At 65.5% G+C, this 14084-nt stretch carries 12 protein-coding genes; 3 read left to right on the top strand and 9 right to left on the bottom strand.

The window, feature by feature from the left end; genetic code table 11:
• Positions 1-191 precede the first annotated feature (191 nt).
• Complete coding sequence (locus AC3RCJ_RS27150) at positions 192-1337, top strand: MFS transporter (RefSeq protein ID WP_492957307.1); 1146 nt, start codon at positions 192-194, stop codon at positions 1335-1337.
• 4 nt (positions 1338-1341) lie between these two features.
• Here AC3RCJ_RS27150 and AC3RCJ_RS27155 read toward each other — a convergent pair whose 3' ends face one another.
• The 3 genes from AC3RCJ_RS27155 to AC3RCJ_RS27165 are packed head-to-tail and all read right to left on the bottom strand — an operon-like array spanning position 1342 to position 4620.
• On the bottom strand, positions 1342-2163 hold the full coding sequence (locus AC3RCJ_RS27155; RefSeq protein ID WP_492957308.1) for a hypothetical protein: 822 nt from the start codon (positions 2161-2163) through the stop codon (positions 1342-1344).
• On the bottom strand, positions 2160-2726 hold the full coding sequence (locus tag AC3RCJ_RS27160; protein ID WP_492957309.1) for a sigma-70 family RNA polymerase sigma factor: 567 nt from the start codon (positions 2724-2726) through the stop codon (positions 2160-2162). The genes AC3RCJ_RS27155 and AC3RCJ_RS27160 overlap by 4 nt, the downstream gene beginning before the upstream one ends.
• Positions 2727-2775: 49 nt before the next feature.
• Positions 2776-4620: a beta-propeller domain-containing protein gene (locus AC3RCJ_RS27165; protein ID WP_492957310.1), complete on the bottom strand. Its 1845-nt coding sequence runs from the start codon at positions 4618-4620 to the stop codon at positions 2776-2778.
• A 172-nt stretch (positions 4621-4792) separates the two neighbouring features.
• On the opposite strand from AC3RCJ_RS27165, the gene gabD reads away from it, so the two are divergent.
• Positions 4793-6247, top strand: a complete 1455-nt coding sequence (gene gabD, locus AC3RCJ_RS27170) for an NADP-dependent succinate-semialdehyde dehydrogenase (protein ID WP_492957311.1) — start codon at positions 4793-4795, stop codon at positions 6245-6247.
• A 48-nt stretch (positions 6248-6295) separates the two neighbouring features.
• Here gabD and AC3RCJ_RS27175 read toward each other — a convergent pair whose 3' ends face one another.
• On the bottom strand, positions 6296-6919 hold the full coding sequence (locus tag AC3RCJ_RS27175) for a trimeric intracellular cation channel family protein (protein WP_035822575.1): 624 nt from the start codon (positions 6917-6919) through the stop codon (positions 6296-6298).
• Between the two features lie 4 nt (positions 6920-6923).
• Complete coding sequence (locus AC3RCJ_RS27180; protein ID WP_492957312.1) at positions 6924-9353, bottom strand: penicillin-binding protein 1A; 2430 nt, start codon at positions 9351-9353, stop codon at positions 6924-6926.
• Between the two features lie 136 nt (positions 9354-9489).
• Here AC3RCJ_RS27180 and AC3RCJ_RS27185 point away from each other — a divergent pair, with 136 nt between their 5' ends.
• On the top strand, positions 9490-10377 hold the full coding sequence (locus AC3RCJ_RS27185) for an HTH-type transcriptional regulator ArgP (RefSeq protein ID WP_492957313.1): 888 nt from the start codon (positions 9490-9492) through the stop codon (positions 10375-10377).
• Between the two features lie 14 nt (positions 10378-10391).
• Here AC3RCJ_RS27185 and AC3RCJ_RS27190 read toward each other — a convergent pair whose 3' ends face one another.
• The 4 genes from AC3RCJ_RS27190 to AC3RCJ_RS27205 are packed head-to-tail and all read right to left on the bottom strand — an operon-like array spanning position 10392 to position 14051.
• On the bottom strand, positions 10392-11264 hold the full coding sequence (locus AC3RCJ_RS27190) for an ABC transporter permease (protein WP_492957314.1): 873 nt from the start codon (positions 11262-11264) through the stop codon (positions 10392-10394).
• A complete protein-coding gene (locus tag AC3RCJ_RS27195) occupies positions 11261-12106 on the bottom strand; it encodes an ABC transporter ATP-binding protein (RefSeq protein WP_492957315.1) in 846 nt (281 codons plus the stop codon). The genes AC3RCJ_RS27190 and AC3RCJ_RS27195 overlap by 4 nt, the downstream gene beginning before the upstream one ends.
• 1 nt (position 12107) lies before the next feature.
• On the bottom strand, positions 12108-13133 hold the full coding sequence (locus AC3RCJ_RS27200) for an ABC transporter substrate-binding protein (RefSeq protein WP_492957316.1): 1026 nt from the start codon (positions 13131-13133) through the stop codon (positions 12108-12110).
• 33 nt (positions 13134-13166) lie between these two features.
• Positions 13167-14051, bottom strand: coding sequence for a TauD/TfdA dioxygenase family protein (locus tag AC3RCJ_RS27205; RefSeq protein ID WP_492957536.1), 885 nt, complete (start codon positions 14049-14051; stop codon positions 13167-13169).
• Between the last annotated feature and the right edge of the window lie 33 nt (positions 14052-14084).

Consider the following 14084-nt stretch of genomic DNA (forward strand, 5'->3'; position numbering starts at 1 on the left):
ACACCGATGGACGTGGCCAGCGGCGGCGCATATCGCCTACACTACGGCTTTGCAATATTGCTTTTATTAAAATCATCATATGCCCGTCCGGCGCCAAACACCAGCGCCGCAGGCAAAGTCCCTTACTTTCCCATGCATCCACACCGTTTTCCAGCCTTCCCAAGCCTCTTTTCTACCCTGCGGGGGCAGCCATGAAGCATATGCCGTGGCGTGACTTCTTCGCCCTCGTGGTCAGCATCGGCGTGGTCGGCCTGGGTCTGGGCGCGACCATGCCGTTGACGGCGCTGACCCTGCACCAGCGCGGCGTGGGCACAGACATCATCGGCATGATCACGGCCGTCAGCGCCCTCGGCATCCTGGCCGCCTCGCCGTTCGTCTCGCGCTGGGTGGGGCGCTTTGGCGCGCGCGCCACCATGCTGGGCGCCGTCTGGGCAGCCTCGCTGGCGACGATCGCCATGCAGTTCACCGACCACCTGCTGGCGTGGAGCGTGCTGCGCTTCCTGTTCGGCGGTGCCATGGGCGTGCTGTTTACCATCGGCGAAGCGTGGGTGAACCGCCTGGCGCCCGACAATTCGCGCGGTCGCGTGGTGGCCATGTACACCACCAGTTTTACCTTCTTCCAGCTGATCGGCCCTGCCCTGGTGGCCCTCTTCAACGACAAGATCAGCTGGAGCTTCGCCGCCTGCGGCCTGCTGTTTCTGCTGGCCGTGCCGGGCCTGATGCTGATCTCGAACAGCGGCCCGGAAAAGGAGCCGGAAGAACAGGGCGTGAAATGGACCCTGATCCTGCCTCGCATGCCGATGATCGTGCTCGGTGCCGCCTTCTTCGCCCTGTTCGACACGCTGGCATTGAGTCTCCTGCCGCTGTATGCGATGGCGCACGGCATCGGCACGGACCTGGCCCTGCTGTCGGCCACCGTGGTGCTGGTGGGCGACACGGGCCTGCAATTCGCACTCGGATGGATGGCCGACCGTTTCGGCCGCGCCAGGGTGCACGCGGGCTGCGGCGTGGCCGTCTGCCTGCTGCTGCCGCTGCTGCCGTTTGCCGTCGGCACGCCATGGCTGTGGTGGACCCTGCTGCTGTTGCTGGGCGCGGCGGCGGGCGGCATCTACATGCTGGCGCTGGTCGCCTGCGGCGAGCGCTTTACGGGCTTGTCGCTGACCAGCGCCAGCGCCATCGTCAACGCCACCTGGGGTATCACCAGCGGCGGCGGTCCCCTGCTGACGGGCGTCCTGATGCAATCGGTGGGCGTGAACGCCCTGCCGGCCGTGATGTGGGTGTGCTGCGCCATTTTCGTCGGCAGCGCCGTGTGGGAGCGCAAGAAGGGGATCGTGTAACGCGCTACTTTTTTTCCAGCCGCTGCCGCAGCTCCTCGGCCACGGGATAGTCGGGGTACGCCTGCCGGAACGCCGTCCACTCATCGTGCGCCAGCGTACCCTCACCCGCCTTGAGCAGGGCATCGATCTTCAGCAGCCACACGGAAGCGTCGAGCTTTGCCGGCGGCGGCAGCGGCAGCGGCAGCGGCGCCGACTTTGCCGCGACGGGAGCGGGCATGGCCAGCGCGCGCTGCACGGGCGCCTGGCGCAGCATGCTCGATTCGGCCTGCAGGGCCGCTTGCTGCTCCATCGCCTCACGCATTGCCGGGGCCGGCGGGGGCGGCGGCGCAGGAGGTGCCACGGGTACGGTCGCCGCCAGCCGGGGTGCTGGCTCGGCAGGTACCGGCTCGGCCTGCGCCGGCGGCCTCGGTGCCGCCTTGGCCACGGCGCGCGGTGCTGGCGGCGGTGGCGCAGACACAGTGACAGATGCAGCGGCCGGTGCGGCTTCCCGCGTCACCTCCTGCGTGAGCGGTTCCCCGACGACGGGAAATTGCGCCGGCTTCGAGCCGAACCAGTCGACACCGATCAGGTTTACCGTCAGCAGCACGGCGGCGGCCAATCCCAGCGGCACGCGCCAGCGCTGCAGGTAGTCCGGTGATTTCCTGGCCGGCAAGGTGCGCAGCACGCCATCGGCGCTGTCGTTCGCGGCAACGGGTTTTGCCAATGCTTTTTCAGCGTCGGCCAGGATCGCCGCATCGAGCGCGCTGGAAGGCGCCGGCTGCGGCAGGCTGGCCAGCAGCGCGTTCAATTCCTCGTCATTCGCTTCATCGTGATTGTGCGTATTCATGCCTGTCCTCCCGCGCCAGCGGCGCTGTCCAAGCCCGCGCGCAATTTCTGCATGGCGTAGCGCAGCCGGCTCTTGACGGTTTCCGCCTCCGCCCCCGTCACCACGGCGATCTCGAGGATGCTCATGCCGCTGAACTGCTGCAGCACCAGCGCTTCTTTCTGTTCCACCGGCAGCGCCGCGATGGCCGCATGCAGCCGCGCATGCTGCTGTTTCTGCTCCAGCGACTGCGGCGGCGAGGCGCCCTCGTCCGCCAGTTCGCCCGCGTCGCCGTGATCCTGTCCTTCCCGCTGGCGCAGGAGGTCGATCAGGCGGTTGCGTGCGATCTGGTACAGATAGGTGCGAAACGCCGCCTGCGGCCGGTAAGCGGCGCGCGCCGCATGCAGGCTGGCCCACGCATCCTGCACGATCTCGTCCACCCACGCGCGGCGCGGCGAACGCCAGGCCACGAAGCGGTACAGGCCCTGGCTGTGGCGCCGGTACAGCTCGCGAAACGACGGCAGGTCGCCGGCGCTGTAGCGCAGCATCAGGTCTTCATCCGTCGCAGTCAGTAAGGTGTCGGGCATGCGGACCAGTGTAGCCGAACTACGCGGCAGCGGCAATTTCGCTACGCCGTCAGCGTACAGTGGGCGCAATGGGCGCATAGCTGACGCGGCGCACTTCGCGGATCTGTCCATCCCTGAGCGCCCCTTCCACCAGTTCATAGCCGAGCAGGGCTAAGATCCGGCCCTGCAGGAACAGGGGACGCGCATTGCCGTACCAGTCCACGCACGATGCGCGGCAGCCGTCATCCGGTGCCTGGCCTGGCCGCGCCGCCAGCGCACCGAGTTCCGTCAATGTCAAACCGCTGTTGCGCAGATACAGGACGGATGCGGCTGACTTGTTGAGGCCAGGCCGCTCGTCCGCGCCCAGGATGGGCAAGCCGATCACGCCCTCGCTGGCAGTGTGCGGCTTGTAGAAAAAGCCGTGGCTGCGCGACTCGCCCTGCGCCGCGTCGGCGCGGATATAGCGGGTGGCGACCGCCGCCTGCATCCCCAGGCCGATGGTGCTGAAGTGCAGGTCCCTGCCCTGCGCGCCGATCACCACGGCGTCATTGCCCAGCGCCTCGATGCGCTCCACGCCGTGCGGCAAGGCCAGCGACTGCACGCCGCCCGCGTCGGCCCAACGCACGGCATACAGGGGCTGGCGCGGCCAGGCCTGGTCGGCCTTGCGGCGTCCGGCATTGCCCGGATTGCCGTACAACAGATACGGCCCCACGTAGCGGTTCTGCAGGCCATAGCCACCACCACCGGGCAGCGGCCGGTAGCTGCCGGCCGGCGCGCTGTCGCGGCCATCGGAAAACGACGTCAACGGCACGCGCAGCAGGGCCATGTCGCCGCGCCCGCGCGCACCATCCCACATCGCGTCGCCCTGGCCCTCGGCGCGCAGCAGCACGTTCAGGTGGCCATCGCTGCTTTCCAGGAACGAGAACTGGTCGACGGGGGCCCCCGCCACCTTCAGGGCGCTGGGCGCGCTGCCGTCGAGCGGGATGCGGAACACGCCCGAGTCGCTGCCGCGGCGCGTGGTCCACACGAAAACGGATTCGCCCGACACATAAAATACGCGCCCCTGCGGCCCCATCACGGCCGTCGCCTCGCAGCGCATGTCGCGCTGCGCCAGGTCGCACACGGTGACCGTATGCAGGGTCAGGCCAAAGCCCGGCTCGGGCTCTTCATCGGTGCGGTAGATGCGCGTGGCCGGAGCGATGCGCTTGAAGTCGGACGGCACGGCGTCGGGGCGCCAGCGGCGCAGCGCAGGGAAGCCGCCGAACGGGTCGCCCCGGCGCAAATTCAGCGACAGGGGCGAATAGAACACCAGCTTGCTGCCGACCAGGCGGCTCGCGTAATTGCGCGACGAATAATAATCGTTGGAGCGCAAGTGATACGTGGCGCGGTAGGCCAGCTTGCCATCCGCACCGATGTCGAACAGGCCGATCTCCGTGCCGCCACGGCTGTAGCTGTAGCCGATCACCACCACCGTGTCGCCATCGATCAGCATCTCGTCATACCAGCTGCCCGACGGGTCGCTGCCCGGCGCGAACGCGTCGAGCGCCGCCACGGGCTGCAGGGCATTGCCGCCCACCTGCACGGTGAACAGCTTGCCGCGCCGCAGCATCACCAGATGCCTGCCGTGCAGCTTGACGATGCCGCCTTCGTCCACGCCGGCCGTCTGCACATTGGTGACCGATTCGGCCGCCTCTGCCGACGCCGCCGGCGCCGCATACTGCGCCGTGGCGCGCTGCAGTTTCTGCTGCTCCCGCAGCAAGGCCGCCTGGCGCGCCTGCAGCTGCTGCAGGTAGCTGCTCAGGGCTTGCTCACTGGCGAACGGCGCCAGGGTCTTGCGCGGCGCCGTACCGGCGGCGTGGCTGCCTGCCGACAGCAACAAGGTCAGTATCAGGGTGGTCTTGAGGACGGTGGACATCGTTTCTGCTCCGCTTGGCTGGGGTGATGAGCATGAAACGGCATGCGCGGCGAAACGGGGTTAAAAATGGTCGATTATTTTTGAAGTCCAGACGCCGCACGTGGGACGCAATCGTGCGCCCGGCAAAAAGGACTACCATGGACGATCACGCAACCACTGCTGAAAGCCTGCCATGCTCACACTGAAAGACCCCGCGCTGCTACGCCAGCAATGCTACCTGAACGGACTATGGCTCGATGCCGACGGCGGCAAGCACGCCGACGTCCGCAATCCCGCCACGGGTGAAGTGATCGGCCATGTGCCCGTGATGGGCACGCAGGAGACAAGGACCGCCATCAGCGCGGCCAACGCCGCCTGGCCCGCCTGGCGCAAGAAGACGGCCAAGGAACGCGCAGCCGTACTGCGCCGCTGGCATGACCTGATACTGGAAAACGCGGACGACCTGGCGCTGATCATGACGGCGGAACAGGGCAAGCCCCTGGCTGAAGCCAAGGGCGAAGTGCAATATGCCGCCTCCTTCATCGAATGGTTCGCCGAAGAAGGCAAGCGCGTCGCGGGCGACACCCTGCAGTCGCCGTGGCCGGACCGTCGCATCGTCGTGACGAAGGAGCCGATCGGCGTGTGCGCCGCCATCACGCCATGGAACTTCCCCGCTGCGATGATCACGCGCAAGGCAGGACCGGCGCTGGCGGCCGGCTGCCCGATGCTTGTCAAGCCGGCCGGCATGACGCCGTTTTCGGCGCTGGCGCTGGCCGTGCTGGCCGAACGGGCAGGCATTCCGCCCGGCGTGTTCAACGTCATCACGGGTTCCTCGCAGGAGATCGGCGACGAAATGACGTCCAATCCCCTCGTGCGCAAGCTCAGTTTCACGGGATCGACGGAAGTGGGCCGCAAGCTGATGGCGCAATGCGCGCCGACGATCAAGAAACTGTCGCTGGAACTGGGCGGCAATGCGCCCTTCATCGTCTTTGACGATGCCGATCTCGATGCGGCCGTGGAAGGCGCCATCGCCTCGAAATACCGCAACGCGGGCCAGACCTGCGTGTGCGCCAACCGGCTGTACGTGCAGGATGGCGTGTACGAGGCGTTTGCGCAAAAGCTGGTGGCGGCCGTGCAACAACTCAAGGTCGGCAACGGCGCCGACGAAGGCGTCACGCAGGGTCCGCTGATCGAGGAAAAGGCCGTGAAAAAAGTGGAGCAGCACGTGGCCGACGCGCTGGCCAAGGGCGGGCGCCTGCTGCTGGGCGGCAAGCGCCATGCGCTGGGCCACAGCTTCTTCCAGCCCACCGTGATCGCCGACGTGACAGGCGACATGCTGGTCGCCAGCGAAGAGACGTTCGGACCGCTGGCGCCACTGTTCCGCTTCCACACGGACGAGGAAGCGGTGGCACTGGCGAACGACACGGAATTCGGCCTGGCATCCTATTTCTATTCGCGCGACATCGGCCGCATCTGGAAGGTCGCCGAAGGCCTGGAATCCGGCATGGTGGGCGTGAACACGGGGCTGATCTCGACGGAAGTGGCGCCGTTCGGCGGCGTCAAGCAGTCGGGCCTGGGCCGGGAGGGATCGTCGTACGGGATCGACGATTACCTGGTCATCAAATACATCTGCATGGGCGGCCTTTAAGGACATGCCCGATGGCGCGCCAGTGCATCATCGGGCATGACGCCACCGCTATTCGAATCCGCGAATCCGGTCACCGTTGAAATTCGGCAGGCGCCACTCGAAGTGCAGGGCCAGGAAACGGAACAGAAAGCCCGCGCCGATGGACGCCAGCTGCGCCACCGAGCTGTCGACCTTGAAGTGCAGCAGGCCGACATACAGCGCGCCCGTGAACAGGGCCACGGTGGCATACACTTCGCGCTGCAGCACGAGGGGAATCTGGTTGCACAGGATATCGCGCAGCAGGCCGCCGAAGACGCCTGTGATCATCCCCGCCAGCACCACGATGGCCGGGTGCATCTTGGCCGACATGGCGATGTCGCAGCCGATCACGCAAAACGCCACCAGGCCCAGTCCGTCGACCAGCAAAAAGATGGCGCGCAGGTGGTGCAGGTAGCGCGCGACAAAGGCCGTCACAATGGCCGCGCCGATGGTAAACAGCAGGTATTCGGGATGCGCGATCCAGCCCAGCGGGTAGTGCCCCAGCAGCACATCGCGCACGGTGCCGCCGCCCAGCGCCGTGACGGTGCCGATCATGCAGATGCCGAACAAGTCCATGCCGCGCCGCATGCCCATGATGGCGCCGGACATCGCTTCGGCGACAATCGCCACCAGGTAGATCGTATATAGCAGCATGGTCTTACTCTTCCGAAAATGATTTGAGAATTTGTTCGCGTTCGCGCGCTTCGCTCAGGGTGCGCGCCTCGCTCGTACCCGTGCTGGAGCCGCCAGTGCCCGCTTCACCGCGCGCCATGCGCGTATCGGCAGCGCCGCTGCCGCAGCCGACGCTGCTGTGGATAAAGGCGAAGTTATCCTTCAGGCAATCGCCGGCCAGGTATTCGGCATACACATAGTCGCCGTCGAGCAGGGCCAGGCCAGGCGGTTCCGCCAACACCTGCTCGCGGCGGCCCTGCACCGCCACCTGCATGTAATCGCGCCAGACGGGCAGCGCCAGCGTGCCGCCCGTGGCATTGCCCAGGCTCTTGGGCTGGTCGTAGCCGAGCCAGACGACGGACACCAGGCCCGAGGAATAGCCGGCGAACCAGGCGTCGTACGCATTGTTCGAGGTACCCGTCTTGCCGGCCGCGTCGCCGCGTCCCAGCGCCAGCGCGCCGCGTCCCGTGCCGCTCTTGACGACGTCGCGCAGCATGCTGTCCATGACGTAGGCGTTGCGCGTGGAGATCACCTGCGTGCCCGCTGCCGGCACGTCCTTGGCGCGCGGCGCCGCATCGGAAAACAGCACCGCGCCGCTGCGGCTGCGCACTTCCTTGATCAATTTGGGCGGCATCTGCATGCCGCCGTTGGCAAATACGGCATACGACTGCGCCAGCTGCAGCGGCGTGACGGCGCCCGCGCCCAGCGCCAGCGGCAGGGAGACGGGATTGCGCGCGCCCTCGAAGCCGAAGCGCGTGGCGTAGTGCTGCACGTAGCCGGGGCCGGCCGCTTGCATCAGGCTGACGGCCACCAGGTTTTTCGAGCGCACGAGGCCGCGCCGCACGCTGATGAAGCCTTCATAGTTGTTGCCGTAATTGCGCGGACGCCACGGTTGCGCGCCCGTTTCCTGCGGCCGCAGCAGGCGCTGCGTATCGTCCACGGCCGTGCCGGGAAAGTATCCCTTTTCCAGCGCCGCCGAATACACGAAGGGCTTGAAGCTGGAACCGGGCTGGCGGTAGGCCTGCATGGCGTGGTTATAGTGGTTGCGGTAAAAATCGAAGCCGCCCGCCATGGCGACGATTTCGCCGCTGTGCGCCTCGACGGAAATGAGCGCGCCTTCCATCTCGGGCAGCTGGCTCACGAGCCAGCGCTTTTTCGCCGCGTCGTGCACCACGCGGATGACGCTGCCCTCGACGATGGCGCGCTTGCCATCCCACTGCAGCTTGCCGCCCAGGCGCGCATCCGATGCCGTCAGCACGATCTCGTCGCCGTTGCGCAGCTGCGCCGTCACCTGGCGCTTGCCCGACGTCTCGACCTTGCGCACGAGGACGGCGCGCAGTTCACCGCTATCCGGATAGGCGGCCAGCTGGCGCGCCACGCCGTCTGCGGAGGCGGCCAGGCGCGCTTCCGGGCCACGGTAGCCGCGCCGCGCCTGCGCATTCAATAGCCCATCGCGCAGCGACTTGTCGGCCGCGATCTGCGGCGCCATGCGGATGGTCGTCGTCACGTCCAGGCCCATGCTGTAGGCGCCTTCGGGATAGCTTTGCACGATCAATTGACGCGCTTCCTCGACCGCATACGCGGCCGCGTGCACGGAACTGTTGCGGTCCTTGTTCAGGGCCAGCTTTTCCGCCACGGCGGCCGTGTATTCGGCTGGCGTGATGTAGCCGAGTTCGCGCATGCGCTGCAGGATGTAATGCTGGCGCACGGTGGCGCGCTGCGGATTGGCGACGGGGTTGTAGGCCGACGGCGCTTTCGGCAAGCCGGCCAGCATGGCCGCTTCGGCGATGCTCACTTCCGCCAGCGGCTTGTCGAAATAGATGTTCGAGGCGGCGGAAAAGCCGTAGGAGCGCTCGCCCAGGTAAATCTGGTTCATGTACAGTTCCAGCAGCTTGTCCTTGCCGTAGTGCTGTTCCAGCTTGTAGGCGAGCAGCATCTCCGTCAGCTTGCGCTGCACGGTCTTTTCGCGCGACAGGAAAAAGTCGCGCGCCACCTGCATGGTGATGGTGCTGGCGCCCTGCGCATGGTGGCCCGTGACGACGTTGGCCAGGGTGGCGCGCGTCAAGCCATAGAAATCGACGGCGCCATGCTCGTAGAAGCGCGCATCCTCGATGGCAAGCAAAGCCTGGCGCATGCGCAGCGGGATCTCCTTCAGGGGCAGGAATTCGCGGCGCTCTTCGCCGTATTCGGCCAGCAGCTCGCCTTCGCTGGAGAAAATGCGCAGCGGCAGCGCGGGCTTGTACTGGGCCAGGTGCTCGACGGCCGGCAAATCCTGCCACGCCTGGCGCAGCCACCAGCCGCCCGCGAGGGCGGCGGACAAGCCCAGGCCCAGGGCCAATCCCAGGCCGAATTTCAGATTGCGCGCCAGTTTGGACTGCGGCTTGCGGGTGGTGCTGTCGTTCGCTTGTGCTTCCATGGTGGTATTCCCTTGCTGCCAGGAGGCCGCGCGCGGCGCTCCATCAAAGAGGCATTGTGCACTGCAACACACCTATCCTTATCAAAAGTAAGTATTATTTAGTATTGATAAATTTTTCTTATGTTAGGCGTCGATCATGAACCTGAACCCCAAGCACACGGAAGCGTTCCGCGCCGTCGTCGAAACGGGCAGTTTCGAGCAGGCGGCGCTGCAGCTGCACCTGACCTCGCCCGCCATTTCCCAGCGGGTGCGGGCGCTGGAAAGCCAGCTGGGCAATGCCTTGATCGTGCGCAGCCGTCCCGCGCGCGCCACGCGCATGGGCCAGCGCCTGATGCAATACCTGAAGCGGGCCAAGCTGCTGGAAGCGGACTTGCAGGCGGAACTGGCGGTGCAGCAGGATGCCCCGCTGACCCTGGTGCTGGCGCTGAATGCCGATTCGATGGGCACCTGGTTTTTCCCCGCCCTGTCCGAGGTGCTGATACGCGAACGCGTGCTGCTGGACCTGACCGTGGAAGACCAGGACCACACCTATACCTTGCTGGAGACGGGCATGGCGATTGGCTGCATCACCACGGAGCCAAAACCCATGCGCGGCTGCACGGCCGAACCGCTGGGCGTGATGCGCTACTGGCTGGTGGCCACACAAGCGTTCCGCCAGCAGTGGTTCGCGCACGGGCTGACGCGCAAGGCGGCGCGCACGGCGCCCGTGGTCGCCTACACGCGCAAGGACACCCTGCAATCGTCGTTCCTGCAAGAGGCGCTGGGCTTGCCCGAAGGCGCCTATCCCTGCCATTACGTGCCGGGCGCCACCTCGCACTTCAACGCCATCCGCTACGGCCTCGGCTACGGCATGGTGCCGGAATTGCTGCTCAAGGCGAACACGGATGGCGAGCTGGTGGAAATGCTCACGCCCAAGACCCCGGCCGACGTGGCCCTGTACTGGCACACGTGGAAAGTACAGTCGCCGCGCATGGAGCAGCTGTCGCGGCACATCATCGCGGCGGCGCGCAAGATCCTGAAATAAGTATGCTGAGATAACTACCGCTGCATGCCCCAGCGTTTCAAGGTGACGCGCTCCAGGGTACGAAAGCCGATGTTTTCCACGATTAAACCGATGACGATGACGGCCGCCAGGCCGGCAAACACCTTGTCCGTGTAGAGCTCGTTACGGTTCTGGAAGATGTACCAGCCCAGGCCGCCCTGCCCCGACGTCGTGCCGAAGACCAGCTCGGCCGCGATCAGGGTGCGCCAGGCGAATGCCCAGCCTATCTTCAAGCCCGAGACGATGGACGGCAAGGCGCCCGGCACGAGGATGTGCAGCACCAGGCGCAAGCCGCTCAAGCCATAATTGCGGCCCGCCATGCGCAGGGTCTCGGGCACGCCCTGGAAACCCGCATACGTGTTCAGGGCCAGCGGCCACATCACGGAATGAACGATGACGAAGATCAAACTGGCGCGTCCCAGGCCGAACCATAACAAAGCCAGCGGCAGCAGAGCGATCGCCGGCAAGGGATTCAACATGGCCGTCAGGGTTTCCAGCAGGTCGCGTCCGATGCGGCTCGATACTGCCAGCAAGGTCAGCACGAAAGCGGCCAGCACGCCCACGGCATAGCCCTGCAGCAACACAACGAGGGACGCGGCCGTGCGCGTGAGCAATTCACCGCTGGCGATGCCGCCGATGAATGCCTGCGCCGTCTGCAGAAAACCGGGCAACAATAAATCGTTCTGCGTCCAGCGCGCCGCGCCCTCCCACAGCAAGGCCAGGCTGAGCAAGATCAATATCTTGCGCCACAGCGCATGCTGGCGCCAGCGCTGCCAGCGCGACAGCGGCCGCTCGACGATGACGCCGGCCGGCAGCGGCGCCGCATAGACGACCTCCTGGCGAATCGGTGGTTCCAGCAACACGTTCATACGGCCTCCCGCTGCGCGCTGGCTGCCTGCGGGGCAGCAGTCGTTTCTTCATCGAACAGCAAGCCGTGGATGCGGCTGCTGGCGGCCTGGAATTCCGCGCTGCCCGCGCTGTGCAAGCCGAACTGGTGGCTGTTGAGTTCGGCGCGCACCCTGCCCGGATGGGGCGACAGCAGCAGGATGCGGTTGCCCACGACCAGCGCTTCCTCGATCGAATGCGTGACGAAGACAAGGGTAAAACGCAGCTCTTCCCACAGGCGGCTCAGCTCTTCCTGCATCTTGCGCCGCGTCAAGGCGTCGAGGGCGGCAAACGGCTCGTCCATCAGCAGCACTTCCGGCTGCATGGCCAGCGCGCGGGCGATGGCCACCCGCTGCTTCATGCCGCCCGACAAGGTATGCGGATGGGCATCCTCGAAGCCGGACAGGCCCACCTTGGCGATCCAGTGATGGGCGCGCTCGCGGGCCGCCTGCTTGTCGAGACGCTTGCTGGCCAGCAAAGGAAACATGACGTTTTCCAGCACCGTTTTCCATGGCGGCAACTGGTCGAATTCCTGGAACACGACGACACGGTCCGGCCCCGGCTTTGTGATGATTTTATCCTGCATGGCGATGCTGCCCGCGCGCGGCGCGATGAAACCGGCCACGGCTTTTAATAAGGACGACTTGCCGCAGCCCGATGGCCCCAGCAAGACAAAACGGTCGCCGCGAAACACGTCGAAACTGACGTCATGCGTGGCGCGCACGGTGCGCTGCTCGGTGCGGTATTCCAGGCTGACATTCTTGACGCTAAGCAATGGTGCCACTGCGACCGGCGGACGTACCAGGTGAAAAGCGGGCGCGTTCATGTCAGCCTCCTTGCGTGATGGCAGGGTCGTCAAAGAAATAATCGCGCCAGCTGCCGGGCAGGTTGCGGATGGCGCTCACGCGGTGCAAAAATTGCGCCAGGCCATAGGTGTTTTGCGGCGCGATCTTGAATTGCACTTGCGGATTGGCAAAGATTTTCAGCAGCAGATTGCGGTCCACCTTGCTCTTGTTCACCTTGATATAGATGTCGGCCGCGCCTTGGCGGTTGCTGCTCGCATATTGCGCCGCTTCGGCCAGGGCGGCGATGAAGGCGCCGTACGTCTTCGGATTGTCCTTGCGGTATTTTTCCGTCGCATACAGCAGGGTTGACGAACTGGGCCCGCCTTGCACGTCATAGGAATTGAGGATGATGTGGGCGTTCGGATTCTGCGCCAGTTCCTGTTCCTGGAACGGCGAATTGCCGAAGTGACCTGTCAACTCCGTGCCGCCGGCGATGATGGCGGCGGCGGCATCCGGATGCGGCAGGGTTTGCGTGATCTTGTCGAGGCGGGCGAATTCCTGGTCGCCCCACTGTTTTGCCACCGCCATCTGCAATATCCTCGCCTGGACGGAGACGGAGACGGCCGGCAAGGCGATGCGGTCCTTGTCCGTCAAGTCGGCCAGGGTTTTCACCTTCGGATTATTGCTGACCAGGTAGTAGGGGAAATTGCCGAGCGAAGCCACGCCGCGCACATTCTGCCGGCCTTTCGTACGGTCCCAGATCGTCAGCAGCGGACCCAGGCCAGCCCCCGCGATATCGATATTGCCCGACAACAAAGCGTCATTGATGGCCGGGCCGCCGGACAGGGTGATCCACTCGACCTTCACGTCGACGCCCAGTTGCTTGCCATGCTTTTCGATCAGCTTTTGTTCCTGCGCAATATTGAGCAGCAAAAAGGTGATGCCGTGCTGGCCCGCGATGCGGATCTGACCTTCGGCCCGGGCCATGGGCATGGCCATGCCTGTCAAACACAGCATGGCGATGGCGGCGAAAAGGCGGCGGCGGGCAAAGGTAAAGATCGGCAACATGGATACTCCTTGGGTCAGATCAACAGACAAAAATCAGTACGGCGCATCGCCCTCGATAGTGGTGCGATACAACTTGCGGCGCTGCTCGGGCGGACAGCCCGTCGCCAGGTGCATCAGCGAGCGGTTGTCCCAGAACACCAGGTCGTGCGGCTGCCAGCGGTGCACATATAAATGCTCGGGGCGCACGCTGTGCACGAACAATTCGTCGAGCACGGCGCGGCTTTCATCCTCGGGCAAGCCGACGATGCGCGTGGTGAAATGTTCACTGACAAACAGGGCGCGGCGTCCCGTTTCCGGATGCACGCGCACGACGGGGTGCGTCACGGGTGTGACTTCATCGATCTGCGCCTGCGTCAGTGCGGGGCGCCACGGATTGCGGCGGCGCAACTCCTCGTACTGGCTCAGGTAGCTGTGTTCAGCACGCGCGCCGCGCACGGCGTGGCGCAGCGCGGCTGGCAAGCTTTCCCAGGCCAGGTGCATGTTGGCAAACACGGTATCGCCGCCCTCGTCCGGCAACTCTTGCGCGTGCAGCATGGAGCCGAGGCTGGGCACTTCCTTGTACGACAGGTCGGAATGCCAGAAATGGCCCGCGTCGCCCAGGCCGATGGGCTGGCCATCCTCGACGATGTTCGAGATGATCAGCACTTCCGGCTGCGTCGGCAGCTGGAACTGGCGCAGCACGTGAATTTGCAGGGGACCGAAGCGGCGGCTGAAATCGACCTGCTGCCGCGGCGTGATGTGCTGCTCGCGGAACACCAGCACATGATGGTCGAGGTGGGCGTGGTGCAGACGCTGGAAGTCGCCCAGCGACAGCGGCTGCGCCAGGTCCAGGCCCAGCACTTGCGCGCCGAGCGGCGCATCGAACGTTTCGATACGGAAATGACTAGCGGAATGCGCGGGTTTCAGGACGGCCGACATGATGGCTTCATCAGTGAACAAGGGAAGTCCACT

It is taken from the genome of Janthinobacterium sp. GW822-FHT07H11, from assembly GCF_058798615.1.

What these genes read in the sequence shown, in the direction of transcription:
- AC3RCJ_RS27150 (WP_492957307.1), top strand. Translation starts at nt 192, where the DNA reads ATGAAGCATATGCCGTGGCGTGACTTCTTCGCCCTCGTGGTCAGCATC.
- AC3RCJ_RS27180 (WP_492957312.1), bottom strand. Translation starts at nt 9,353, where the DNA reads ATGGAAGCACAAGCGAACGACAGCACCACCCGCAAGCCGCAGTCCAAA.
- AC3RCJ_RS27160 (WP_492957309.1), bottom strand. Translation starts at nt 2,726, where the DNA reads ATGCCCGACACCTTACTGACTGCGACGGATGAAGACCTGATGCTGCGC.
- AC3RCJ_RS27200 (WP_492957316.1), bottom strand. Translation starts at nt 13,133, where the DNA reads ATGTTGCCGATCTTTACCTTTGCCCGCCGCCGCCTTTTCGCCGCCATC.
- AC3RCJ_RS27195 (WP_492957315.1), bottom strand. Translation starts at nt 12,106, where the DNA reads ATGAACGCGCCCGCTTTTCACCTGGTACGTCCGCCGGTCGCAGTGGCA.
- gabD (WP_492957311.1), top strand. Translation starts at nt 4,793, where the DNA reads ATGCTCACACTGAAAGACCCCGCGCTGCTACGCCAGCAATGCTACCTG.
- AC3RCJ_RS27155 (WP_492957308.1), bottom strand. Translation starts at nt 2,163, where the DNA reads ATGAATACGCACAATCACGATGAAGCGAATGACGAGGAATTGAACGCG.
- AC3RCJ_RS27205 (WP_492957536.1), bottom strand. Translation starts at nt 14,051, where the DNA reads ATGTCGGCCGTCCTGAAACCCGCGCATTCCGCTAGTCATTTCCGTATC.
- AC3RCJ_RS27175 (WP_035822575.1), bottom strand. Translation starts at nt 6,919, where the DNA reads ATGCTGCTATATACGATCTACCTGGTGGCGATTGTCGCCGAAGCGATG.
- AC3RCJ_RS27190 (WP_492957314.1), bottom strand. Translation starts at nt 11,264, where the DNA reads ATGAACGTGTTGCTGGAACCACCGATTCGCCAGGAGGTCGTCTATGCG.
- AC3RCJ_RS27165 (WP_492957310.1), bottom strand. Translation starts at nt 4,620, where the DNA reads ATGTCCACCGTCCTCAAGACCACCCTGATACTGACCTTGTTGCTGTCG.
- AC3RCJ_RS27185 (WP_492957313.1), top strand. Translation starts at nt 9,490, where the DNA reads ATGAACCTGAACCCCAAGCACACGGAAGCGTTCCGCGCCGTCGTCGAA.